This window comes from Cetobacterium sp. 2G large, from assembly GCF_014250655.1.
Lineage (GTDB): Bacteria > Fusobacteriota > Fusobacteriia > Fusobacteriales > Fusobacteriaceae > Cetobacterium_A > Cetobacterium_A somerae.
The window spans coordinates 156,822-180,916 of sequence record NZ_JACHTH010000007.1 but is presented as its reverse complement, the minus strand read 5'-3'; the positions used below and the strand labels follow the sequence as shown (position 1 = coordinate 180,916).

At 28.3% G+C, this 24,095-nt stretch carries 21 protein-coding genes and 1 riboswitch; of the genes, 11 read left to right on the top strand and 10 right to left on the bottom strand.

All coding sequences use genetic code 11. The features are described 5' to 3' along the window. Positions 1–31 precede the first annotated feature (31 nt). Positions 32–1,234 carry a sodium:proton antiporter gene (locus H5J23_RS11515; protein ID WP_185892338.1) on the bottom strand — a complete coding sequence of 401 codons (1,203 nt, stop codon included), beginning with the start codon at positions 1,232–1,234 and terminating at the stop codon, positions 32–34. A 39-nt stretch (positions 1,235–1,273) separates the two neighbouring features. Continuing rightward, positions 1,274–1,332: riboswitch (Fluoride riboswitch) on the bottom strand. 176 nt (positions 1,333–1,508) lie between these two features. Here H5J23_RS11515 and nagE point away from each other — a divergent pair. The 8 genes from nagE (at position 1,509) to recQ (ending at position 12,845) form a co-directional block, all read left to right on the top strand. After that, a complete protein-coding gene (gene nagE, locus H5J23_RS11510; RefSeq protein WP_023050310.1) occupies positions 1,509–2,966 on the top strand; it encodes an N-acetylglucosamine-specific PTS transporter subunit IIBC in 1,458 nt (485 codons plus the stop codon). A gap of 117 nt (positions 2,967–3,083) precedes the next feature. Further along, positions 3,084–4,259, top strand: coding sequence for an exonuclease subunit SbcD (locus H5J23_RS11505; protein ID WP_023050311.1), 1,176 nt, complete (start codon positions 3,084–3,086; stop codon positions 4,257–4,259). Beyond that, complete coding sequence (locus tag H5J23_RS11500) at positions 4,246–7,254, top strand: SbcC/MukB-like Walker B domain-containing protein (protein ID WP_185892336.1); 3,009 nt, start codon at positions 4,246–4,248, stop codon at positions 7,252–7,254. Before H5J23_RS11505 ends, H5J23_RS11500 begins: the two co-directional genes overlap by 14 nt. Positions 7,255–7,273: 19 nt before the next feature. Next, positions 7,274–8,047, top strand: a complete 774-nt coding sequence (gene murI / locus H5J23_RS11495; protein WP_185892334.1) for a glutamate racemase — start codon at positions 7,274–7,276, stop codon at positions 8,045–8,047. An 11-nt stretch (positions 8,048–8,058) separates the two neighbouring features. After that, positions 8,059–9,534, top strand: a complete 1,476-nt coding sequence (locus tag H5J23_RS11490) for an ABC transporter substrate-binding protein (protein WP_185892332.1) — start codon at positions 8,059–8,061, stop codon at positions 9,532–9,534. A gap of 59 nt (positions 9,535–9,593) precedes the next feature. Further along, on the top strand, positions 9,594–9,992 hold the full coding sequence (locus H5J23_RS11485) for a hypothetical protein (RefSeq protein ID WP_023050315.1): 399 nt from the start codon (positions 9,594–9,596) through the stop codon (positions 9,990–9,992). A gap of 136 nt (positions 9,993–10,128) precedes the next feature. Then, positions 10,129–10,905: a formate/nitrite transporter family protein gene (locus tag H5J23_RS11480; RefSeq protein ID WP_040406893.1), complete on the top strand. Its 777-nt coding sequence runs from the start codon at positions 10,129–10,131 to the stop codon at positions 10,903–10,905. Positions 10,906–11,018: 113 nt separating this feature from the next. Continuing rightward, positions 11,019–12,845, top strand: a complete 1,827-nt coding sequence (recQ, locus tag H5J23_RS11475) for a DNA helicase RecQ (protein ID WP_185892330.1) — start codon at positions 11,019–11,021, stop codon at positions 12,843–12,845. A 63-nt stretch (positions 12,846–12,908) separates the two neighbouring features. On the opposite strand, the gene H5J23_RS11470 is transcribed toward recQ, so the two are convergent. The 8 genes from H5J23_RS11470 to H5J23_RS11435 form a co-directional block, all read right to left on the bottom strand. Next, positions 12,909–13,979 carry a metallophosphoesterase gene (locus H5J23_RS11470; RefSeq protein ID WP_185892328.1) on the bottom strand — a complete coding sequence of 357 codons (1,071 nt, stop codon included), beginning with the start codon at positions 13,977–13,979 and terminating at the stop codon, positions 12,909–12,911. A 123-nt stretch (positions 13,980–14,102) separates the two neighbouring features. After that, positions 14,103–15,095, bottom strand: coding sequence for a sulfite reductase subunit C (asrC, locus tag H5J23_RS11465; RefSeq protein ID WP_023050319.1), 993 nt, complete (start codon positions 15,093–15,095; stop codon positions 14,103–14,105). 9 nt (positions 15,096–15,104) lie between these two features. Next, on the bottom strand, positions 15,105–15,899 hold the full coding sequence (asrB, locus tag H5J23_RS11460; protein ID WP_185892326.1) for an anaerobic sulfite reductase subunit AsrB: 795 nt from the start codon (positions 15,897–15,899) through the stop codon (positions 15,105–15,107). Next, a complete protein-coding gene (asrA, locus tag H5J23_RS11455) occupies positions 15,892–16,899 on the bottom strand; it encodes an anaerobic sulfite reductase subunit AsrA (RefSeq protein WP_185892324.1) in 1,008 nt (335 codons plus the stop codon). Before asrA ends, asrB begins: the two co-directional genes overlap by 8 nt. 136 nt (positions 16,900–17,035) lie before the next feature. Continuing rightward, complete coding sequence (locus H5J23_RS11450) at positions 17,036–17,512, bottom strand: DUF1456 family protein (RefSeq protein WP_023050322.1); 477 nt, start codon at positions 17,510–17,512, stop codon at positions 17,036–17,038. Between the two features lie 72 nt (positions 17,513–17,584). After that, a complete protein-coding gene (locus H5J23_RS11445; RefSeq protein WP_023050323.1) occupies positions 17,585–18,250 on the bottom strand; it encodes a Crp/Fnr family transcriptional regulator in 666 nt (221 codons plus the stop codon). 2 nt (positions 18,251–18,252) lie between these two features. Beyond that, positions 18,253–18,918, bottom strand: coding sequence for a deoxyribose-phosphate aldolase (deoC, locus tag H5J23_RS11440; RefSeq protein WP_185892322.1), 666 nt, complete (start codon positions 18,916–18,918; stop codon positions 18,253–18,255). Between the two features lie 29 nt (positions 18,919–18,947). Next, positions 18,948–20,261 (bottom strand): thymidine phosphorylase, encoded by a 1,314-nt coding sequence (locus H5J23_RS11435; RefSeq protein ID WP_040406896.1) that lies wholly within the window; start codon positions 20,259–20,261, stop codon positions 18,948–18,950. A gap of 114 nt (positions 20,262–20,375) precedes the next feature. On the opposite strand from H5J23_RS11435, the gene H5J23_RS11430 reads away from it, so the two are divergent. The 3 genes from H5J23_RS11430 (at position 20,376) to H5J23_RS11420 (ending at position 23,529) form a co-directional block, all read left to right on the top strand. Continuing rightward, positions 20,376–20,984: a Crp/Fnr family transcriptional regulator gene (locus H5J23_RS11430; RefSeq protein ID WP_023050326.1), complete on the top strand. Its 609-nt coding sequence runs from the start codon at positions 20,376–20,378 to the stop codon at positions 20,982–20,984. A gap of 12 nt (positions 20,985–20,996) precedes the next feature. Further along, on the top strand, positions 20,997–22,169 hold the full coding sequence (locus tag H5J23_RS11425) for an iron-containing alcohol dehydrogenase (protein ID WP_185892321.1): 1,173 nt from the start codon (positions 20,997–20,999) through the stop codon (positions 22,167–22,169). Positions 22,170–22,299: 130 nt separating this feature from the next. Then, the gene (locus H5J23_RS11420) at positions 22,300–23,529 is read left to right on the top strand and encodes an IS256 family transposase (protein ID WP_185892319.1); all 1,230 of its coding nucleotides are present in this window, start codon (positions 22,300–22,302) and stop codon (positions 23,527–23,529) included. A 128-nt stretch (positions 23,530–23,657) separates the two neighbouring features. Here H5J23_RS11420 and H5J23_RS11415 read toward each other — a convergent pair whose 3' ends face one another. Next, positions 23,658–24,086: a VanZ family protein gene (locus H5J23_RS11415; protein WP_185892318.1), complete on the bottom strand. Its 429-nt coding sequence runs from the start codon at positions 24,084–24,086 to the stop codon at positions 23,658–23,660. Positions 24,087–24,095 lie beyond the last annotated feature (9 nt).

Here is a 24,095-nt window from a genome sequence, read left to right as displayed (position 1 = left end):
TTTTTCCTTTTTATTTTTTTGTTTTTTTTATTTAAGAATTTTCTAACAGTTTTTTATATGTAGAATTTATACCTATAGCACCTAAAGGAGCTGTTATTAAAACGCTTAAAATGGCTATAGCTTGCATTACTTCTCCACCAACAACTCCCATTTGAAGTGGAATACCAGCTTTTGCTGATTGAACAGTAGCTTTAGGTAAATATGCAATAACACAAAACAATCTCTCTCTGTATGTTAAATTTGTACCAATTAAAGCAATTAAAACTCCAATTGATCTTATAGATAAAGAATAAGTTAAAATTGTTAATCCAATAAAAAAGTAACCACCTACTAATCCTGGATTTATAGCCATTCCAACAAAAGTAAACAAATATATTTTTCCGTATTTCCATATCTCATTCATCCCTTTATGAATCTCTTTATACGTTTCCTCTTCATAATAACGAATAAAAAATCCTAGAGACATTATTGTCAATAATGAGTTATATAATGAAAAATGAAACTTATTTTCTATAAATCTAAGAGCTAAACAAAGCATGAAGACTATAGCTATTTTTATCTTATTATTATTTATTTTTAAATAACTATATTTCCCAATTAATCCCACTAACCATCCGATTATTAAACTAACTATAATAGATACTGGTATAAGAAATATTTGAGTTTTAAAATCAAAAGTTCCACCATCGAGTTTTTGAAAATATATTGCTAAAAAAGATGTAAATAGAGTAATAGCTATTGTATCATCTGCAGATGCTCCCACTAATAATAACTGTGGAATAGATTTTTTTTGACCAATATTTTTATCTATTAAACTTACCATAGATGGAATCAAAACTGCTGGGCTAACAGCAGCTATAATAAACCCTAAAATAGCTCCTTGAATAAAAGTAAAACCTAAAAAAATAGTTGATAAATATGCTATTGCAAAACCTTCTAAAGTTGCAGGAATAATACTTAACAATATAGCTGGTCGACCTATTTTTTTTATTTGATCTGCACCTATACCAAGTCCCCCAATAAATAAAACGATTATTAAAGCTATATCTTTTAAAATTGGTGCTAATTCAAGAGCTAACTCTGGTGTTTTATTTAAACCATATGGTCCAATTAAAACTCCTGCAATCATCATTCCAATTAAAGACGGGAACTTAATCTTTTCAAAAATCTTCCCTACATAATTTGAATAAAATGCTAAAAAAATAAAAAAAAGTAAAACAATAAAGTAATTCATCTCTCTCCTCCTTGAAATAAAAAAGACTCCTACCCTTAAAAAAGAGTAGGAGTCATTAGCTTTCGCGTTTAATGGCGAACTCCATCGCCTATTTATTAAATTAATCTTTTATTATTATATCATATTTTCAAATAAAGTAAAGAAATAATTTTACTGTATCCAATATAACTAATATGTTCTATTAAAATATGAATTGTACTTGACACAATAATTCTTTTATTATAAAATATGTTAGAAATAAAATTTCAAAAACAAATATATTTAGGAGGGAAAAATGTTTAGTTATTTACAAAAAATAGGTAAAGCACTAATGGTTCCTGTTGCAGTTTTACCAGCTGCTGCAATTTTATTAGGATTAGGTTACTTTATTGACCCAACTGGTTGGGGAGGAAATAGTGCGTTAGCTGCATTTTTAATTAAATCGGGGGCTGCGATAATAGATCAAATGCCTATATTATTTGCTGTTGGTGTTGCCTTTGGAATGTCTAAAGACAAAAATGGTTCTGCTGCTTTAACAGGTTTAGTAGGTTTCTTAGTACTTACTACATTATTATCACCTGGTGCTGTTGGACAAATTATGAAAATAGACAATGTACCTGTTGGATTTAGTAAAATAAATAACCAATTTATAGGTATCTTAGTTGGAGTTATCTCTTCAGCTTTATATAACAGATTTAGCGATGTTGAGTTACCTAAGGCTTTATCATTCTTTAGTGGAAAGAGATTAGTTCCAATCATTACATCATTTGTTATGATTATAGTTGCTTTCCTTTTAATGTATGTATGGCCAACAATTTATGATGGGCTAGTTAACTTTGGAGAGGGAATCAGTGGAATGGGAGCTGTTGGAGCTGGAATCTACGGATTCTTAAACAGACTTTTAATTCCTGTTGGATTACACCATGCTTTAAACTCAGTATTCTGGTTTGACGTTGCTGGAATCAATGATATCCCTAAATTCTTAGGTGGAGCTCAATCAATTGCAAATGGAACTGGAATCCCTGGAGTTACTGGAATGTATCAAGCTGGATTCTTCCCAATTATGATGTTTGGTCTTTTAGGAGCAGCAGTTGCTTTCGTAAAAACAGCTAAACCAGAGAATAAAGATAAAATTAAATCTATCATGATTGCTGCTGGATTTGCAACTTTCTTAACAGGAGTTACTGAGCCACTAGAGTTTGCATTCATGTTCGTTGCACCTGGATTATATTTAGTTCATGCTATATTAACTGGAATATCTTTATTTATAGCTGCTACTATGCACTGGATTGCTGGATTTGGATTCTCTGCTGGATTAATAGATATGCTTTTATCATCTAGAAACCCACTAGCTACAGGATGGTATATGTTAGTTATACAAGGTATTGTATTCTTCTTCTTATACTACTTTATCTTCTACTTTATCATTACAAGATTTAATCTTAAGACTCCTGGAAGAGAGGATGCTGATCCTTCTGAAGAGGAAAATGCTCCATCAAAAGCTTCTACAAATGATGAGTTAGCTGAAAGAATGTTACCACTTTTAGGTGGGACTGATAACTTAGTGACTATAGATAACTGTATCACTAGATTAAGACTTGATGTTAAAGATAGTTCATTAGTAAATGAAGTAGAAATTAAGAAATTAGGAGTAGCTGGAGTATTAAAACCAAGTAAAACTTCTGTTCAAATTATAGTTGGAACTCAAGTTGAGTTTGTAGCTAATGCTTTAAAAAGAATGACAGGAAAATAGTTTTAAAATGAAAAGGTTGTCTTATAGACAGCCTTTTTTATTTTACCTTAAAATTTGAATTTTGCTAAATTCAGTGATACACTGTATTAAAGAAGAAATAATTTAGGAGGGGCTTTTATGAGAGTACTTCACACTTCTGATTGGCATTTAGGCAAAAAGCTTGAAGGACAATCAAGAATATTAGAACAAAAACTATTTATTAATGCTCTAGAGACAGTTATAAAAGAGGAAAACATTGATTTAATTCTTTTAGCGGGAGACATATACGACACTTATAATCCATCAGCTGAAGCTGAGAAGCTATTTTTTGACAGTATAAAACAGTTATCTTTAAATGGTGAAGTAGGAATTATTATAATTCCTGGAAATCATGATAATCCTCAAAGATTAACTGCTGTATCTCACTTAGCTAAAGACTATGGAGTTATAATCTATGATAGTGCATTTCAAGAAATTAATATCGGAAAATACGGCACTCTAAATATTTACAACTCTGTTCCAGGTGGAATTTTCATAGAAAAAAACAATAAAAAAATATATATATACAATCTTCCATTTCCAAGTGAAGCTACTTTAAATGAAACTTTTGATGATGTCAAGTTCAATACTAGAATCAAAGAGATTTTAGAAGAGGGTGTTCGTTACAATAACGAAAATATACCTAGTGTAGTAATGACTCATATCTATGTGGCTGGATCTATGGGAGAGGGTGAAGTTGCTTTAGAACTTGGAGGCTCACGTGCAATTTCTACTAGTGATTTACCTGATGTCGATTATATAGCTTTAGGACATGTTCATAAACCAATGTGCTTTGCAAACAAAAAAGCTTACTATTGTGGTTCTCCTATCGAGTATAGGGTAACTGAAAATAAATTTGATAAAAAGGTTTTTGTAGTTGATATATTAAAAGATTCAACTACTGTAAAGGAAATACCTTTAGAAAATTATAAGCCTATTAGAGAATATGATGTAATTGGAGCAGATGAGGCTATCAATAAATCACTAGAACTTATCGATAAAAACGAATGGATCTATTTAAATGTAGAGTTAGAAGAACCTCTTACAAATTCTGTTATTAGAAAAATTAAATCTAATAAAAATATTTTAGAAATAGTTCCAATCGTAAAAACAAAATCAAAAGAAATTGAAGTTACAAATTGTAACGAACAAACTCTTGAAGAGGCTTTTATTGAGTTTTATAAAGAAGAAACAATGGGATTACCTCCAAATGACAACATAACGAAACTTTTCTTAGAAATTTTAGAGGAGGGAGAAAGTAATGAGACCAATTAGATTAGAAATAACTGGATTGCAAAGCTTTTCTAAAAAGCAGGTAGTTGACTTTGATGCCCTTACAACTCTTGGACTTTTTGGTATTTTTGGTGAAACTGGAAGTGGAAAATCTACAATATTAGATGCCATGATTTTTGCAATATTTGATGAAATACCAAGAACTATGGGTAGTAAAGGAAAAAATATAAGACCATGTTTAAACCAAGATAGTAATACTTTAGAGGTTTATTTTAAATTTGCACTTGGAAAAGATATCTTTGAAATAACTAGATGTTATAAGAAAAAGTTTTCTAGAAAGGGTGAAGAGAAGTTTGAACAAAGTAATCCCATTTTAATTTTAAATGGAGATGTTATAGCTGATACAGTTAAAAATGTAGAAAGTAAAATAAATGAATTCTTTGGTATAAATGTAAATGATTTTACGAGATCAGTTGTTTTACCTCAGGGTAAGTTCAGTGAGTTTTTAAAATTAAAAGGTGCTGACAAAATGACTATGTTAGAAAATATCTTCGATTTAGAAAGATATGGAACTAAAATGTCTGAAAAAATAAAAATTAGAAATAATAAATTGAAAGAGGAGATCACCTCTTTAGAAAACCAAATTAAAGGAAAAGGTGATTGTTCCTTAGAAACAATAAATAATCTTAAAACCACTTTAACAACTAAAGAGGAAGAATATAATAATCTTTTGTCGAGTAAAAAAGAACTATCTCAGGAATATAATGAATTAAAAGAACTAAAAGTTTTATTTGAAAAACTAGAGTCATATATATATGAACTTCAAAGATTAGATTTAGACAAAGAGGATATTAATCTATGTAAAAATATCTTAAGTAAGCACGAAGTTGCACAATCTTTCAAAAGTATTATTGATGAAATAACAAATCTTAAAGAAAGTATTTTAAATAATCAGACTAGTCTTTTAAAATCAAAAAATACTTTAGAGAATCTAAACTCCGCTCTTGAAATTCTTAAAGAACAAGAAAAAGAAAAACAACTTGAATTAGACAAATTAATGTTAGAACTAGATAATTTAAAAGTGGATTATACTGAACTTGATAACTTACGTAAAGGAGATCAATATATTAGATCATTAAAGTTTAAAGAAAAGCTTTTAGAAGAAACTTTAAAGGATTCTGACTCAATATCTTCTGATTTAAAATCTTTATATGAAAAATTAAAAATTGATAGTGTATCACTGGAAAGTGAAAATAATAATCTTCAAAATCTTGAGAAAATAGATAAAGAGAAGCTAATCTCTCTTGAAAATGAAATAAAAAAATTAAACACTGATATTAAATTATTAGAGGAAAAATTAAAAGAAAAAAATAAATTAGAGGCTGAGATTAAAAAAGAAAAGGCTTTAAAAGATTCAATAGTAATAGAGTTAGATAGTTATTTGAAAAAAATAGAAAATATTAACAAACAGCATCTTGAAAGTAAAGCTTTCGAAATATCTAAAAATCTTATCCATGGAGAATCTTGTCCTGTTTGTGGATCAAAGGATCATCCAAATCCAGCTAAAGAGATTCAAAGTATAGACACATCTATTTTAGATGAATTATCTAAAACAAAGGAGCAGTTAGAACGAACTATAGTAGAAATAGATACAAAACTTAATTATCATCTTGAAAAATTAAGTGAATTAAATGAATTAGATAATATAGATAATCTAAAAAATGAGCTTCAAATTAAAGAAAATATGATAGGTGATTTAAAAGTTAAAGAAAAAGAGCTTTTAGAAAATGAAAAAGAGTTAAATAATAAAATTTCTACTTTAAAATCGAATATAAAAAATTATTCATCTAATATAGCTCAAAAAGAAAGTGAGTTAAATAAGATTAAAGAAAAATTAACTATATATGAAAAGGAAATTTTAGAGGAGAGAGAGAATATATCTTTACTTAAACTTGAAAGTGATTCTTTAGATTTTATTAGTAGTAGAAAAACCCTACTAGAAAATATGGATAGAGAGTATCGTGAGGTTTCTAATAAGAAGGAAAGTTTAGATATATCTCTTCGAAAAGTAAGAGATAATATCTTCAAGGATTTTAATACTATTCAAACTCTTTCTCTTGAAGTAATTAGTTTAGAAGAAAAGAATAATCATTTAAAAGATACTTATAATGATAAAAAAGAGTGGCTGAAAATAGAAGCTACTAAAAATGGATTTTTGTCTATTGAAGACATATTAAAACATATCTTAGAGGATAGTAAAATAAACATATTAAAGGATAAAATATCATTATATGAAATAGATAGTATAAGATATCAAAGTTTAAAAGACGAGATAATAAAATCTATTGATAATAGAGTTTTTAATAAAGAAAGATGGAATGAGTTAGAAGAAAAACTTGAAGCTTTAACAACTCAAGAGCAAAATCTTTTTAAAGAGATTACAGAGCACAAAGGTGATTTAAACAGACTTGAACAACTAGCTCAAGAGTCTAAAGAGCTTTTAGAAAAAATAGATAAACTTACTTTAAAACAAGATGATATAATTATTCTTCAGAAAAAATTTGAAGGAAGAAAATTTGTAAAATTTTTAGCTAGAAAAAAATTAGATTATATTGCTTATGAAGCATCTAAAAGATTACAAAAAATTACAAGAGGTCGATATATTTTAACAGTTGACAATAACTGTGATTTTAATATTGTAGATGCTTTTAATAGTAACTTTACTAGAGAGTGTTCAACACTTTCAGGGGGAGAAACTTTTATTGTATCTCTTGTATTAGCACTAGCTTTATCTAGCCAACTGCAGTTAAAAGGAAAAATACAACTTGAATTTTTCTTTTTAGATGAAGGATTTGGAACTTTAGATGCCACTCTTCTTGATAGGGTTATTGAAATTCTAGAAGAGATTAGATGGAAAGATGCAATGAAAATAGGAATTATAAGTCATGTTGAAGACTTAAAAATTAGAATTCCAAGAAGATTAGAAGTTACTCCAGCAATTCCTGGAGAATCAGGTAGTATAATAAAATTAATATAAAAATGAATGTGAGGTTTTAATGAGAACAATTGGAGTATTTGATTCTGGAGTAGGGGGAGTTTCAGTATTAAAAGAGGTTATAAAAGAGTTTCCCTATGATAATATCATCTATTTTGGAGATAGTTTACATGCTCCTTATGGGGATAGAGAGATTGAAGAGATTCGTGCGCTCTGTCTAAAGGTCTCAGACTTCTTAGTTTATGAAAAAAAAGTTGATGCCATCGTTATAGCTTGTAATACAGCTACTGGAGCTGCTATGTATATAATGAAGGAAAGATATCATATCCCTGTTGTGGGAGTGGTTAATAATGGTGTTAAAGAGGGAATAAGAGTAACAAAAAATAAAAATATAGGAGTTATTGCTACTCCTGCCACAATTAAAATGGATATCTATTTAAAAGAGTTTAATAGAATTGATAAAAATTTAAATATCTATCAAGTTAAATGTCCACTTTTTGTTGGAATGATTGAAAAAGGATGGATTGATAATAATGAGAGTAATCAATTAATAAAAGGTTATTTAAGTAATCTCCCTGAAAATGTTGATACTCTTATTTTAGGATGTACTCATTATCCATTAATTGAAAAATATATAAAGAGGCATTTTACTGGAAATATTGTAGATCCAGCTAAAGAAACTGCAAAATCTTTGAAATTAATTATAGGTGAAGGAGCATCTTCTAAAAAAACATCTATAAAGTTTTTTGTTAGTGGTGATTCTCAAAAATTCAAAGAAGTTGCTCAGGAGTTTTTAGGAACAGCTATTGATGAAGTCGAAAAAATTATCTTATAGGGGAGGAGTTTATGAAAAGGATTTGTTTGTTTTTATTTCTTATTTTTACAATGAGTGTTGCTGTTTTTTCAGCAACAATTAATATAGTACAAGAGGGAGATCCTAGAACATTTGATCCACACTTTGGAAACGATGGATTTTCTTTAAGAATAAATCGTTTGTTATATTCAAGACTTTTAGAAAAAAATTCAAATATGGAAACTGTTTTAGGAGTAGCTAAAAGCTATAAGTTTATAGATAATAAAACTATTAACTTTACTTTAAAAGACAATGTTTTTTTTCAAAATGGAGAAAACTTAACTTCTGAAGATGTTAAGTTTTCCTTTGAAAGAATGAAAAAATCTCCTAGAATTGCAGGTATATTACCTCCTATTAAAGAGATTATTATAAAGGATAAGTATAACTTTCAAATGATTTTAGAGAAACCATTTTCATCTATTATAGATCAACTTACACATCCTGCGCTAAGCATTGTAAGTAAAAATTATCTAACAAAAAATCCAGATATTTTAGTTGAACAACCTATGGGAAGCGGTAAATATATTTTAGAAAGTTGGTCTCCAGGAGAGGGTTTGGTACTTGAACGATTTGAAAACTATTTTGATACTAAGCCAACTTATGAAAAAATAAATATAAAAACAATACCTTTAGCAACAAATAGAACTATAGCTCTTGAAACAGGAGAAGCTGATATAGCCTTTTCACTACCACCTCAAGATGAAAAAACTATTAATAGTAATGAAAATTTAAAATTTATATCTAAACCATCATATTCATATACATATATGGGTTTAAATTTAAAAAAAGATATTTTTAAAGACTCTAATATAAGAAAAGGAATAAATTTAGCTATTGACAAAGAAGCTATTTTAGAAGTAGTTTTAAATGGAGAGGGAAAAATTGCTAACTCTCCAGTTGCTAAAGGAGTAAAAGGTCATAATCCAAATTTAAAAAATTTAGGATATGATAAAAATGAAGCTTCAAAACTTCTAACACCTTTAAAAGATAAAATTCTTACTTTAGCTACAATGAGTAATAATATAGATATTCAAACTGCTGAAATTATCGCCGGATATTTAAATGATATTGGAGTGAGTGTTCAAATTACTGTTTTAGAGCCTAGTATTTATTGGGTTAAAACTAATAGTGGAGAGTTTGATATGTTTATAGGATCTTGGGGAAGCGTTACAGGAGATTCTGACTACGCTCTTTATCCAACTCACCACTCAAGCGCTTTTGGTGCACCAGGAAATCGTACATTTTTTAGTGATGAAAAAGTAGATAAACTTTTAGAAGAGGCTAGAAGCACTTTAGATAAAAATAAAAGAGAAGTAATCTATCAACAGATTCAAGAGATTATTGTAAATAATAATAGCGAAGTAATGCTATTTTATAGAGATTTAAATGGTGCACTTAATAAAAAAATACAAGGATTTGAAATGTATCCAATCCCAATACATGATTATTCTTTAGGAACTATTTATTAGAATGATGATTCAAATTAAAGGAAAGCATTTGACTTTATGGTATCTATGAGGTAATACATATGGTAATTAAGATAATAGAAGGGGTTGATACCATGATTATAGCTTATGAAAAATTAACTAACTCTTACAGAAATATTGTTAAGGAAAATCTATTCCATATTGGAGAGGGACTTATTCTAGATAGAGAGAATAATGTTTTACATAGATTTGAAAATATCAACGATATTACCTTAGATACTTTAAAAACACTTAATAAGCTTAAAGAGGAGATTGTTATAGTATATCCTTGCAATTTAAGAGATAGAAAAACAACTTTAGATGTCTGTGTAGAATCTTATGTAATTAGACATTATAACTTAGAAACTATATTTGATGCGATTCATGGCTGCCAGTGCACAAAGAGAAACATCAAGCTTTTATGGAATGTAGATTTAAGACATTGTAATGTTTTCTTTTAAAAGATACAGTTAGATTACATTTTAATCCACAAAAAATCTTTTTTTACACAATTTAGCATAGTGTGATTTAAATCACACTATGTTTTTTTATTTTTAATATAAAATGCTAGTATATCATTTAATTGAGGAGGAATATATGTTTTTTGAGGCAGTTGAAAAAGTTGCAAATGCAGGGGTTAGCAAATCTAATTTTTTAAAAAATAGTTTTGGAAAATACTTTGTCTTATCAACTTTTGCTGGATTTTTTGTTGGATTAGGAATTTTATTAATTTTCTCTATTGGTGGATTAGCAGCACCAGTTATTGGACCTTTAGGTGCTAGAACACTTATGGGAGCTTGCTTTGGAGTAGCACTGAGTTTAGTTATTATGTGTGGTAGTGAACTTTTTACTGGAAATAACTTTGTTATGACAATATCTACACTATCTAAAAAAACAACTTGGGCTGATACTATTAAACTTTGGGTTGTATGTTATTTCGGAAACTTAGCTGGATCTATTTTATGTGGATATTTATTCTCTCTAACAAATTTAACTGTTCACTTTGTTCCTGGAGCTGAAAGTGTTGGTAAATTTATGGGAACTATAGCTACATTAAAAGCTACAGCACCTTTCTGGGATCTATTTTATAGAGGAATACTTTGTAATATACTTGTTTGTTTAGCTGTTTGGTGTTCTATAAAAATGACATCTGAGTCAGGTAAATTAATCATGATTTGGTGGTGTCTATTTGCCTTTATAACTGTTGGTTTAGAGCATAGTATTGCAAACATGACTCTTTTCTCAGCACTAATGTTTAAAGAACCACAATTTTTTATGGGAATGATTGTTAACTTAATTCCAGTAACTTTAGGAAACATAGTTGGAGGAGTTGGATTAGGAGCAGCATATTATTACGTATCTAAAAAAGATTAATTTTAAAAGATTAATAAAAGGTATCTATTTTGTCAAAAATAAAATAGATACCTTTTTTATTTTTAATGATATAATATAATAATATTGTAATAAATAAAATCCCAGGAGGATGTATGAATAAATTCCTAGCAAAAGAAAATTTAATTCTAAAAAAATACTTTGGATATGATGAGTTTAGAAAAGGACAAAATGACATCATTAAAAATATTTTACAAAGAAAAGATACTCTAGCTATTATGCCAACAGGTGGTGGAAAATCTATATGTTTTCAAATACCAGCCTTAATTTTTGAGGGAGTTACTGTTGTTATATCTCCTTTAATATCACTTATGAAAGATCAAGTTGATGCTTTAAATGAAAATGGTATCCCTTCTGTATTTATAAATAGTAGTCTTTCAAATTCACAATGTGAGATTATTTATAATGCTCTTCTTTTTAATAAATACAAAATAATTTATATTGCACCTGAGAGACTTGAAAATTCAAGATTTTTATCAGTTATAAAAAATATTAATGTATCACAAATTGCTGTTGACGAAGCACACTGTATATCTCAATGGGGACATGACTTTAGAGTTAGCTATAAAAATATTAAAAATTTTATTCAAGCTTTAAATAGTAATCCAGTAATATCTGCTTTCACTGCCACTGCTACTCCTGAAGTTACTGAAGATATTTTAGAAAGTTTAAATATTAAAGCAACTATATTTAAAAATGGATTTAAGAGGGATAATCTAAAGTTTTCTGTTTTCAAAAATGTAGATAATTTTAAATTTATACAAAAATTTATTGAAGAACATCCTGAAGAAAGTGGAATAATATATACTTCTACAAGAAAAGAGTGTGAACAAATTTATGAATTTCTTTCTAAAGGAAAGAGTATTGCTAAATATCATGCTGGCCTTTCTGATAATGAGAGAATGAGTAATCAAGAGGATTTTCTTTTAGATAGATGTAAAATAATTGTCGCAACTAATGCTTTTGGAATGGGTATTGATAAATCCAATGTAAGATGGGTTATTCATAATAATCTACCAAAAGATATTGAAAGTTATTATCAAGAAGCCGGTAGAGCCGGTAGAGATGGTCTTATTTCAAGTTGTATTCTACTTTATAATCCCAAAGATATTATTATTCAAAAACTATTTATTGAAAATGAAAACTTATCTCCAGAAATAGCTAAAATTAGATATAGTAAACTTTCTGCTATGGAAAATTATACTAGAACTAATGGCTGTCTTATTGAATATATTGTAAACTATTTCGAAAATAAACCTTTGGCTGAAAATTGTGGAATGTGTGGAAATTGTGAAAATAAAGGTGAACTTATTGATATAACTATTGACGCTCAAAAAATTATTTCATGTGTTGGAAGATTGAATAGTAAATATGGTGCAAAATTAATTTTAGATATTCTAAAAGGTTCTAACAATGCAAGAATTAGAGAAAACCGTTTAAATGAACAATCTACATATGGATGCTTAAAAGATAAATCTTCTATCTATATTAAAACAATTATGGATTACCTTATAGGAAGTGATTTTATCGAAAGCACTGAGGGAAAATACCCACTTTTAAAATTAAAAGAAAGTGCTTATACTTTTATAAAATCTAAAGAAACCTTATCTATGAGGGTTTTAAACAATGATGACGATTCTATTATGAAAAAAGAAAGACCTAATGATAAAAAAACTTCATTACCTCTTATTCCTGGTGGAGAGCAGTTATTTAATCTTCTATCAGAATACAGAAGTAAAACCGCTCATAACAACCATGTTCCATCGTATATAATTTTTTCTGATAAAACTATAATTGATATTTGTAATTACAAACCTAGAGAAAAAGATGACCTTTTAAAAATAAATGGTATTGGAGAAGCTAAATTTGAAAAATATGGAAACGATATCCTTTCTATTGTAAACAACTATATAAAAAAATAAATTTTCAAACAATATATAAAGAGATAACTCTATTACATAATAAAGTTATCTCTTTAATTAGCTTTATTTAAAGATCATTATCTGACTACTACTTCCAATTCTGTATGGAATCATCCAAGTTCCCAATCCTGAACTTACATATGTATGTGTCTCTCCTATCTTCCTATATCCACCTGAGTTTTCATACATATAATCTACTACTAAATTAAAAGGAAATAGTTGCCCTTTGTGTGTATGGCCTGATAAGTACAAATCCACTTTTTCATTTCCTAACTCTTTTAAAGATTGAGGATTATGATCAACAACTATAACAGAACTTTTTTTATCGACATTTTTTAAAAGTTCATCTAATGATTTTCTCTTTTTATTATATCTATCATCTCTTCCTACAATTGTTATTCCTTCAATCTCCACTACCTCATCTCTTAAAATATTTACTCCAAGATTTTTTATATATTCAATATTTCCCTCTATTCCACCATAGTATTCATGATTTCCTAAAACTAAATAAATTCCATGTTTAAAGTTTGTTTCATCAATTATACTTTTAATATCATCTGTTACACTCTTATATGAATTATCTAAAAAATCTCCACCTATAAGAACTAACTCAACATCTTCATTTTTCATTTTTTCAAAAGCTGTTTTTAATTTACTCCCATCAAATTTCCCATTTAAATGAACATCACTTATGAAAGCAAATTTTAATTTTTTTTCATTTCTAATTATCTCTTTTGGTGTTTCATAATTTTCTACAGAAATATTTTTAAAATTTTTATATCCTAAAATCGACAGAATACCTAAACTAAAAATCATAAAAATATGAAAACTCGTCTTTCTATAACTAACTTCTTTTAAAATATCAATTGAAAACATCTTAAAAATAAGGGCAATTGATAAAATAATTAAAGCTCCAAATACTATATAGTTAAGATAAAATAGATAATGCCCTAAAAAAATTTCTAAAGATACGCTTCTTTTATTTCGATAAAAATAAAAGAGAACAAAAGGTAAAAAAATAAAAACTGGTATAAATAGAAAATACCATAAACTTCCATATATTTTATAAAAAATATATGCTACTCCTAATATTGGAAGTATTAATAGTAGCAATCTCTGTAAAATCCAAATCATCTTCCCTCCATTTTAGTGAATTAATTTTTAAATTGTAAAATATTATACCACTTAGAGTAAACTCTAAGTCAATAAAAAAACTGTAGCTTGATTTTACTCACTCTACAGTTTTAGTTAGTTTAATTATTTACCAATATCATTTTCAGCACCAGAGTAGATAATTCCATTCCAGTTAACCATATTTCTTTCAATTGCTACTTCTTCTAAATTAACACCTTCTAATGCAAACTTTTTAAACTCATTGAATCCTGTTCTATCAACAATATATCCAATATGTTCTTTTGGAAGTGCTCTGTTAATATATGTATCTACATATCTATATGTATTTTTAATAATTTTTATTATGCTCTCTTCATCAGCCCATAAAATCCAATCTTCAGCAAGTCTTGGATTTTTCTTTCCTGTTCTACCCATAATAGCAAGTCTATAGTACTTTTTCTCATCTCTAACCCAAGATGATGTTGGACAGTTTAAAACACACTCTCCACACCCTATACATTTACTATGTTCTCTTACAACTGTATAATTTTCTGCTCTTAAAGCACCTGTTGATAATCCTTTACATTTTTTTACACATGCTCCACATGAAACACATCTCTCTTTTTCGTATAAAGGCATAGTCATTCCAATTATACCAAAGTCATGCATTCTTGCTTTGATACAATCATTTGGACATCCTGTTAAAGCAATTTTAAAATGGAAATCATTAGGGAAAACTTCTTTCTCTATTTTTTTAGCAAAGTTTGTTGTATTATATTGAGCCTTAGGACAAACACTGTTTCCAATACAAGCTGTTATATTTCTTGTTCCAGCTGCTGGATATCCATTTCCCTCTCCATTTGGTTGATTAATATCAAAACCATCAATTAAAACTTGAATCTCTTTATTTACTTCATCAATTTTTGTAATATCAATACCTTTAATTTCAAATCCTTGACGAGTTGTTATATGAACTTTTCCATTTCCATATTTTGAAGCTATTTCAGAAACTTTTAAAAGTAGTTCTGCTGTTATCTCTCCACCAGGAACTCTAACTCTTAAAGCTGTTTTTTTTCTATCTTTTGTTATTCTATACGCATTTTTTGTAAAACTTTTTCTACTTAACTCTAAAGCCATGGTCTCCTCCTAATCTAAAAGCGTTTTAGCTTTTACATAATTAAATATAGGTCCTTCTAAACAAACATATGTTTCATCAATTTTACAATGTCCACACTTTCCTACAGCACAAGACATATTTCTTTCAAAAGAAACCCAAATTTTGTCCTCTGGAATTCCTAACTTTAAAAACTCTAATGCAGAGTATTTCATCATCATAGGAGGTCCTACTATAACAACTTCTAAATTATCAAAATTTTCATACATTTTTAGATGAGGAATATACTCAGTAACAAGTCCTACACACTCTCCATCAATTCCACAACCTTTATCCACAGTTAAAATCATTGGAGCTTTTTTTCTCCACTCATCTATCTCTTTTTTAAATAGAATAGATTCTTGATCTTTAAATCCAAAAATTAGCTCAATATCTGTATTCTCATCATCTATAAAATGTTTTATTAGTGGTCTTACTGGAGCAGTTCCACTTCCACCAGCAACTACAATTACTCTTTTTCCAGAGTATGTATCCATAGGGAAACAGTTTCCATAAGCTCCTCTTAAAAATATTGAATCTCCTGGTTGAAGATTAAATATTGCATCAGTAACTTTTCCAACTTTTCTTATTAGAAACTCAATCCATTCTTCGTCATGATTATAATTAGCAACAGATATTGGTGCCTCTCCTACCATAGGAATAGATAGTTGTATAAATTGTCCTGGAGCTGGTTTTATAGTTGTTTTAACTTTAAATAACCACTCAATTGGACTCTCTTGAACTATTGATAAAATTTCTCCTCTTTCAGGCATATATATATTACTCATTATTATCACCTAACTTTTTCGATAGTTTATTTATACAGTTTATATAAGAGATATACTCAGGACAAGCATCATCACATCTTCCACATCCAATACACATATGTGTTCCAAATCTTTTTTTATAGTCAGAGATTTTATGCATAACCTTAAATCTCATTCTATCTCCAGATTTTTGTCTAAACTCATGTCCACCAGCCATAGTTGAAAATCCATCTACATGACAAGAAGCCCAAACTCTTCTTCTCTCTCCAGTTTTAGAGTTATCTCTATTAAAGATATCTTGAGTTGTAAAACAAGTACAAGTAGGACAAACAAAATTACATCTTCCACACTTAATACATCTATCGTAATCTCTCCACATCTCATCATTTATAATATCTTCTAACTCTATATTTTCAGGAACTGTAACTTTTTCAACATTTTCTGTTACAAACTCCATTTGAAACTCTTCTTCTTTCCCATCATTAAAGAATTCGTTTAACTCTTCATCTTTTATATGAGTATAAACTGCACCATCTTTAAATGTAAGACCTAAGTTATAATTCTCTGTTGTATTTGTTCCCATTGAAGCGCAGAAGCAGCTCTCCCATCCTTTTCCTGGGCAGCCAATAACTGCAAATTTAACCATTTTTTTTGCATCTTCATAATATTCATCTGCAAATTTGTTATTTAAATATATATTATCTACTCTTTCAATAGCATGAAGGTCACAACTTCTTAGTAAAACTAAAGCTTTTTTTGTTCTTCCCTCTGGTTTTTTAAACTCATTTTCATTAAAGTAAAATATTGTTTGTCTTATAGGTAGTAGAATCTCTTTAGCTGAATAGTAACTTTTATCTTTTAGATTGATCTCTTCTAATTTAGTTATCTTCTCATATTTAACTAAATCAGTATCAGAGAACGTTCCTTTAAAAGGAAGTGTAACTGGAGCATAGATATCATACTCTTTTGATAAACTTAATAATGCTGTATTAAATTCATCATTTGTTAATAATTTTTTCATCTCTTCACCTCTTATACAACTGTTTTTATACTAGTATCTCATTCTATTACTTTATATAGAAAAAAATGTGTGACTCTAGTCACACATTTCTATATTGACAAAAAATAAATTTTTTTAAGATCAATTTGTAATCTTATTATTTTTCCCCTCTGAAAAGTTCAGTGATTCCCTTAATAAATACTCTAACATATTTATCTCCAGCTTCTCTGTAATTTTTATGGTCTGGTCTTCTGAAGATTGCACTTAATTCTGATTCAGACATATTAATTCCACCTGTCTTAAATGCATCTATCATATCTTCACTTCTAAAAGCTAAAGCAATCTTTAACTTTCTTAGGATGTAGTTATTTATATTTTTATTATTTGGTACTTCCTCTGTTTTTTCTGGAGCATTTTTTTGTGGTCCTCTTTTATAAGTTATAAGTCCACTTAAAAATACATCTAAAGTTTTATTATTACAAGTTTTAAAGTTTTCATCTTCAGGCTTACTTAAAAGAGCTGTTAACTCTTCTAAAGAGATATTCATTCCTCCTAATTTGAAAACTTCCATCATAGCTTTATCATTTATTCTTAAAGCATATCTAACTCTTCTTAGAACGTCATTATTTGTCATTTGTTCCTCCTAATTTTTTTAAATTTTACTCATAATTATACCACAAATATAGGAGTATTCCTATTTTTTATTTTAACGTCTATAAAAATCTCTAATTTCTGTTTTTAAAATAAAGATTTGTCCATTCTCAACTTTAACAAGACCTAGCTCTTTAAGTTTTTTTATACCTCTTGAAACAGTTTCTCTATTAGTTCCTAACATATCTGCCAAATAGGTGTTATTTACTTTTACTGTAAAACCATGAAATTCCTTGTATTCATATCCAAAATCTTTTGCTAATTTCCATAGTTTTGCAGCAATTCTTTTATCCATAGATATAGTTGTTGTATTTTTTAATTGTCGATATAAACGTTTTGTCTTTTTTGAAAGAGATTTTATCATTAAGATAGCTAAATCTGGATATTTTAAAATTAATCTTTTAAGCTCTTTTATTGGAATAATCATCACTTTAACATCAGTAAAAGCATCACAACTAACACTTGTTTTTTGTGATTCATCATATACCATAGTATCATTTAAAAATGAATCTTTTCCTAGCAAATAGATTATTTTTCTTTTTCCATCTGAATTATCTTTATATACTGTAACATTTCCACTAATTATGAAATATATACTCTCACAAAATGAGTGCTCTAAAAAAAGAGTTTCTCCCTGCTTAAACTCTTGGCATTGAGAAACTCTTAATAAATTATCTAAGCACTCCTTTGAAAGGGAACTACTTAAGTAATCTTGATTCATAATTAGTATTTATTTGGGTCAGCAGTTCCAGTTGTCACTAATTCAACACCTGAACTTGTTCCTAATCTTGTTACACCTAAAGATATATATTTCTCTGCAGTTGCTAAATCTCTTACTCCACCTGCAGCTTTTAATTCAGCTTTATCTCCAACAATCTCTTTCATTAACATTATATCTTCAAAAGTAGCTCCACCTGTTCCAAACCCTGTTGATGTTTTTACAAAATCAGCCTTTGCATCTAAACATAATTGAGTTGCTATTTTTTTCTCAGCATCAGTTAAATAACAATTCTCTATTATAACTTTCAATACATTTGTTCCAATAGCTTCTTTAATAGCTGCTATTTCATTTTTAACATACTCTGTCTCACCAGCTTTTAACATTCCACTATTGATAACCATATCAATTTCAGATGCACCATCTTCTATACAAGTTTTTGCTTCAAAAACTTTTGACTTTGTTGACATAGCTCCTAAAGGGAAACCAATTACAGCACAAACTTTAACATCTGTTCCTGCAAGTTCTTTTGCTGCTAATTCAACATAACATCCATTTACACAAACTGAAAAGAATTTATGTTCTTTAGCTTCCGCACATAATTTTATAATATCCTTTGGTTCTGTTGTAGCTTTTAATACTGTGTGATCAATATATTTACTTAAATTCATTTTTCCTCCTAAAATATTCTTTATACTTATTATAACCCAATATTAGATAAAATTTCTAGAATTACTTTATTTTTTTCTACTTTTTCATCCACTATTGTATAAGCACCTTCTAAAAATCTAATAGATGATTCTAAATTTTTATCATTGTGTTGAACAAAAGCTAAAACTTCTCCCGCTTCAACATAGTCTCCAACTTTTTTAGTTAATAAAACTCCAACAGAATGATCAATTATATCATCTTTAGTCGCTCTTCCAGCTCCTAAAACCATTGCTGCTTTTCCGATCTCTTCAGCTTCAATCTTAGAAATCCATCCTGATTTTTTAGCTTTAAATTCATATTCTGATTTAAACTTTGGAAGTAATGTATAGTCATCAACTAATTTTGGATTTCCTCCTGCTGCTTCTATGAAATCTTTTAAGTGTTGAATAGCTGCACCATTAGATATAACTTCAGCAACCTTCTCTTTTCCTTCTTCTAAAGACTTAACATCACCTTTAATTTGAAGAGCAGTCGCAACTATTGTTTCTACAAGCTCAGTGAAATCTTTTGGTCCTCTTCCTTTTAAAGTTTCAATCGCTTCAATTATTTCATTAGCATTTCCAACAGCATATCCAAGTGGTTGATCCATATCTGTTAATAAAGTTACTACTTTTCTATCAAAAGAATCTCCAATATCAATCATAGTTTTTGCTAACTCTTCAGCTGTTTTTAAGTTTTTCATAAATGCTCCAGAACCAACTTTAACATCTAAAATAATTCCATCAGCATAAACTGCTAGCTTTTTACTCATAATAGAACTTGCTATTAAAGGTATGCTTGATACTGTTGCAGTTACATCTCTAAGAGAATATAATTTTTTATCTAAAGGAACTATTGTATCCGAATATCCCATAATACCTGTTCCAACTTTATTTACCATTTTTACCAATTCATCTCTTGTTTCTGGGAAAACAAATCCAGGAATAGCCTCAAATTTATCTATTGTTCCTCCAGTGTGTCCCAAACCTCTTCCAGAAAGTTTTGCAGTTCCTATATTAAAGGCTGCAAATAATCCTGCTAAAGCAATAGTAGTTTTATCTCCTACTCCACCTGTTGAATGTTTATCAATTAAGAACTTTTCTATTCCATCAAACTTTATAACTTCTCCACTATTCATCATAAGTTCTGTAAATACTTTTAGCTCATCCTTTGTCATTCCATTAAAATAAACTGCCATTAGAAATGAAGACATTTGATAATCAGGAACTCTATTTTGTAAATACTCTCCTAGTAAGAAGCTCATCTCTTCAGATGTTAACTCAATATTGTCTCTCTTTTTTTGAATAATATCTACCGCTCTCATACTCCACCTCGTTTTATTTTCATATTTTATATATTTTTCTAGCATTTTTTCTATTTTTATGATATATAAATTCTTATATAATAGATAGGACAATTGGCCCATTAAGGAGAATTTATGAAAAAAATAGAACAATACATAAACTTTTATAATTTAGACGATATTTTAATTAAAGAAGTTCATGAAAAATTATTAATAAAACATTATAAAAAAGGAGAGTATATTTTAGAAGCTCATAAAGGAACTAATAGCATCTATTTTATAGTAGAAGGAACTGTTGAGGTTTCTTGTATTCTTGATAATGGAAATCAAATATGTTTAAATATACTTAGACCTTTAGAAATCTTTGGAGATATTGAATACATTAATAAAGAGGAAGTATTATTTGATGTAGTTGCTAAAAGTGATGTGGCAGTTATTCTTCTACCTTTTCAATTAGCAAAAGACTATCTTGAAGATAATATTAACTTTTGGAGATTTTTAGCTATTGAAGGGAACAAAAAACTTTTAAATACAAATAGAGCTATATTTTATAAAAGTACTTTAAAAGCAAAAGATATTTTTATAAAATATCTTGAAGATAATGGAGGAGAAATAACTTTTAAATCTCTAGATGAACTTTCTGGTAGGCTTAATATAAGCTATAGAAACCTAACTAGAATAATTAAATTTTATATTAATAAAGGTACCATAGTTAAGGATAGAAATTTTATTAAAATTTTATAGGAGGATTTTATTATGAAAAATTTTATTTATGATGTTCCAACGAGAGTTCTATTTGGAGATGGGCAAGTATCAAATGTAGGAAAAGAAGTTAAAAAACATGCAAGTAAAATTTTACTTCTTTATGGGAAAAATAGTATTAAAAAAAATGGATTATATGATGAGGTTATAAAGTTTTTAACTGAAGAAAACATTGAAGTTATTGAACTTTCTGGAGTTGATCCTAATCCTAGAATTGAAACAGTTAGAGAAGGAGCTAATCTTTGTAGAAAACACAATTTAGAATTAGTTTTAGCTGTTGGAGGTGGAAGTACTATCGATTGTGCAAAGGGAATCGCTGCTCAAACTAAATATCATGGAGATATTTGGAAAGACCTTTGTGTGGATAAAAAATTTAATCTATTAACTGAAGCACTACCTGTAGCTTCTATCTTAACTCTTGCTGCAACAGGAAGCGAAATGAATGGGAATAGTGTCTTATCTAACTCAAAAGAAAATTTAAAATTAGGATTTAACAGTTATATTTTAAGACCTGTTTTTTCTATACTTGACCCAACTTATACTTTTTCAGTTAACAAATATCAAACTGCAGCTGGTGCTGTAGATATAATGAGTCATCTTTTTGAACAATATTTTTCACCAGATAAAAAAGGTTATCTGCAATCTCGTATAATGGAAGGTCTTTTAAAAACAGTTATTCATTATGCACCAATTGCTTATGAAAATCCTACTAATTATGATGCAAGAGCCAATATTATGTGGGCAAGTTCTTTATCATTAAATGGATTAACATCTGCTGGAAAAGAATCTACTGATTGGGCAACACATCAAATGGAACACGAACTAAGCGCTAAGTATGATATAACACATGGTGTTGGTTTAGGAATTTTAACACCTTATTGGATGGAGTATGTTCTTGATAAAGAAAATGTTCATAGATTTGTAGAATATGCCAATAATGTTTGGGGTATTTTTGGAGACGATGATTTCCAAGTTGCTAAAAAAGTAATCACAAAAACAAGAGAATTTTTTAATTCCTTAGATATTCCATCTACTCTAACAGATATAGGAATTGATAGTTCAAAATTTGAAGATATGGCAACTAGCGCAACAAGATTAGGCCCAATTGGAACTATGAAAAAATTAGAATATAAAGATGTATTAGAGATATTAACAATGGCTTTATAATATGTGATAGTCTGAGAAATTTTCTGGGAGTTTCCCAAATTTAGTGTAAATTGTAAAAATTAAATATATATATTTTACCTTCTTGGCTATTAATTTGTATAATTAAATTAGTAACTGAGGAGGTTTTTTTATGGCTAGAAAAAATTCAGAAGTAAATCCACTTGTTAAACAATTAATTGAAGAAAATAAGATTAAATCTGCTGACGATGCTCAAGATTTCATGAAAAATATGTTTAAAGATATGGTTAATATCTTGATGCAAGCTGAATTTGATGAATCTATTGGATATGATAAATATGACAGAGAATCAAGCGCTAATACTACTAACAGTAGAAATGGGTATAATTCTAAGCAAGTTAATACCTCTCTTGGAAAAGTTCAAGTTGATATTCCTAGAGATAGAGAGGGACAGTTTGAACCAACAGTTGTTCCTAAATATTCTAGAGATATCTCTGATATTGAAGATAAAATTATCTCTATGTATGGGCGTGGAATGACTATTTCTGAGATTAATGCTCATCTTGAAGAGATTTATGGATTAACATTCTCAGCATCACAAATTAGTAGAATAACTGATAGAGTTTTCGAAGAGATAGATAATTGGAAAAATAGACCACTACAAAAATGCTATCCTTTTGTATTTATGGACGCAATACATTTTAATATTAAAAGTAATGGGAAAGTTTCAAATAGAGCTGCATATGTTGTTTTAGGAATAGATTTAGAAGGAAAAAAAGATATTTTAAGTATTGTAATAGGAGAGAATGAAAGTTCTAAGTTTTGGTTAAAAGTTGTGGATGAATTAAGAACTAGAGGCATTGAGGATATTTTTACAGTGTCTATTGATGGTTTAAAAGGTTTTAGTGATGCCGTTTTAACTATTTTTCCTGAAACTAAAATTCAACGTTGTATGGTACATCAAATTAGAAATACATTAAGATATATGAATTATCAAGATAGAAAAAGCTATGCTCAGCAGCTAAAAAGTATTTACAATGCTACTAATGCAGAATGCGCATTTGAAGCTTTAGAGGCTTTAAAAAATGACCTTCCTGAATTTGCGCCAGCTCTTAGAAGTTGGTATACTAATTGGAGTGAATTATCGCATTTTTTTAATTTTCCTATGGAAATTAGAAAGATGATCTACACTACCAATATAATTGAAAGTTTAAATAGCCAATTTAGAAAAGTTAGTAATTCTAGATCTGTTTATCCTAGTGAAGATGCATTGTTAAAGGTCCTTTTTCTTTCTAGTAAAAATATTATGAAAAAATGGAACCAAAAAGTCAGAGGTTGGGAAGGAATCCTAAGAATGTTATCAATAGAGTATGGAGAACGTTTAGAAAAATATTTGAAATAAAAAAAGCTATCTTAGTAAGAAGTACCTTGGAGTATCTAATCTAAGATAGCCTATTTGGACATTTAAAATTTGATAGCTAAGAAGTTAATTTACACTAAATTTGGTATAGTCCCAATTTTCTCAGACTATCACTTTTTCTTATTTAATTTGATTATAGGATTTTTATTGAAATTAAAAAATAAAAATATTGATATTATTCCTAAACTTCCCCCTAACGTATCTATTAATACATCTTTTATTGCTGGTCCTCTTCCTGGTATAAATCCTTGGTGAAATTCATCTGTACAAGCATATAAAAATGTTAAAATTATACTTATTAAAGCAGATTTTTTATCTAAAACTTTGAAACTTAAAAAATAGCTGCTACCTAAGATTAGGTATATTGTAAAATGTGCTAACTTTCTAACATCTAAACCAAATATCTCTAGAAAATCTTTTAAATATTGAAGTATAAAATTAGATTGTTTTAAAGATTCTTCACCATTTTGATGAGAAAACCAGAAAATCAAAATCATAGTAGCAATAGAAATAAATCTAAATAATCTTGTTCGACTCATTAAGTATCT

Bases quoted from the DNA above. Each gene is read 5' to 3' on its own strand.
- asrB (WP_185892326.1), bottom strand. From the start codon at position 15,899: ATGAGTAATATATATATGCCTGAAAGAGGAGAAATTTTATCAATAGTT.
- H5J23_RS11470 (WP_185892328.1), bottom strand. From the start codon at position 13,979: ATGATTTGGATTTTACAGAGATTGCTACTATTAATACTTCCAATATTA.
- asrC (WP_023050319.1), bottom strand. From the start codon at position 15,095: ATGGCTTTAGAGTTAAGTAGAAAAAGTTTTACAAAAAATGCGTATAGA.
- H5J23_RS11425 (WP_185892321.1), top strand. From the start codon at position 20,997: ATGAAAAATTTTATTTATGATGTTCCAACGAGAGTTCTATTTGGAGAT.
- H5J23_RS11450 (WP_023050322.1), bottom strand. From the start codon at position 17,512: ATGACAAATAATGACGTTCTAAGAAGAGTTAGATATGCTTTAAGAATA.
- H5J23_RS11480 (WP_040406893.1), top strand. From the start codon at position 10,129: ATGTTTTTTGAGGCAGTTGAAAAAGTTGCAAATGCAGGGGTTAGCAAA.
- H5J23_RS11420 (WP_185892319.1), top strand. From the start codon at position 22,300: ATGGCTAGAAAAAATTCAGAAGTAAATCCACTTGTTAAACAATTAATT.
- H5J23_RS11435 (WP_040406896.1), bottom strand. From the start codon at position 20,261: ATGAGAGCGGTAGATATTATTCAAAAAAAGAGAGACAATATTGAGTTA.
- deoC (WP_185892322.1), bottom strand. From the start codon at position 18,918: ATGAATTTAAGTAAATATATTGATCACACAGTATTAAAAGCTACAACA.
- H5J23_RS11430 (WP_023050326.1), top strand. From the start codon at position 20,376: ATGAAAAAAATAGAACAATACATAAACTTTTATAATTTAGACGATATT.
- H5J23_RS11490 (WP_185892332.1), top strand. From the start codon at position 8,059: ATGAAAAGGATTTGTTTGTTTTTATTTCTTATTTTTACAATGAGTGTT.
- H5J23_RS11500 (WP_185892336.1), top strand. From the start codon at position 4,246: ATGAGACCAATTAGATTAGAAATAACTGGATTGCAAAGCTTTTCTAAA.
- H5J23_RS11485 (WP_023050315.1), top strand. From the start codon at position 9,594: ATGGTAATTAAGATAATAGAAGGGGTTGATACCATGATTATAGCTTAT.
- nagE (WP_023050310.1), top strand. From the start codon at position 1,509: ATGTTTAGTTATTTACAAAAAATAGGTAAAGCACTAATGGTTCCTGTT.
- H5J23_RS11415 (WP_185892318.1), bottom strand. From the start codon at position 24,086: ATGAGTCGAACAAGATTATTTAGATTTATTTCTATTGCTACTATGATT.
- murI (WP_185892334.1), top strand. From the start codon at position 7,274: ATGAGAACAATTGGAGTATTTGATTCTGGAGTAGGGGGAGTTTCAGTA.
- asrA (WP_185892324.1), bottom strand. From the start codon at position 16,899: ATGAAAAAATTATTAACAAATGATGAATTTAATACAGCATTATTAAGT.
- H5J23_RS11505 (WP_023050311.1), top strand. From the start codon at position 3,084: ATGAGAGTACTTCACACTTCTGATTGGCATTTAGGCAAAAAGCTTGAA.
- H5J23_RS11445 (WP_023050323.1), bottom strand. From the start codon at position 18,250: ATGAATCAAGATTACTTAAGTAGTTCCCTTTCAAAGGAGTGCTTAGAT.
- recQ (WP_185892330.1), top strand. From the start codon at position 11,019: ATGAATAAATTCCTAGCAAAAGAAAATTTAATTCTAAAAAAATACTTT.
- H5J23_RS11515 (WP_185892338.1), bottom strand. From the start codon at position 1,234: ATGAATTACTTTATTGTTTTACTTTTTTTTATTTTTTTAGCATTTTAT.